This window comes from Citrobacter sp. R-1.5.2, assembly GCF_035064245.1.
In the GTDB taxonomy this organism is placed as follows: domain Bacteria; phylum Pseudomonadota; class Gammaproteobacteria; order Enterobacterales; family Enterobacteriaceae; genus Citrobacter.
In genome coordinates this window covers 1-243 of record NZ_JASEYC010000117.1, presented here as the reverse complement: position 1 = coordinate 243, position 243 = coordinate 1, and the positions used below count along the sequence as shown (strand labels likewise).

Genomic DNA, 243 nt, shown 5'->3' with positions numbered 1-243 from the left:
CCGATCTCGCGATCGCGCAGGTTGATTTCTGCCGGGCTGCCAGCCCCTTCCAGCACGACAACGTCAAACTCCTGCGCCAGACTGTTATAAACGGAAATAATCTGTTCACGCAGCCTCGGTTTGTACTCGTGGTAACTGACCGCATCCATATCGGATGCCACTTTGCCCATCACAACGACCTGTGCTTTACGATCGCTGTTAGGTTTAATCAGCACAGGGTTCCTACGCACAACCGTCGTTATC

1 pseudogene is annotated in these 243 nt (G+C 53.1%); it reads right to left on the bottom strand.

Going from position 1 to position 243, the window contains the following annotated elements:
* Positions 1–243, bottom strand: a pseudogene (locus QMN38_RS26860) (cobyric acid synthase); the annotation flags it as partial.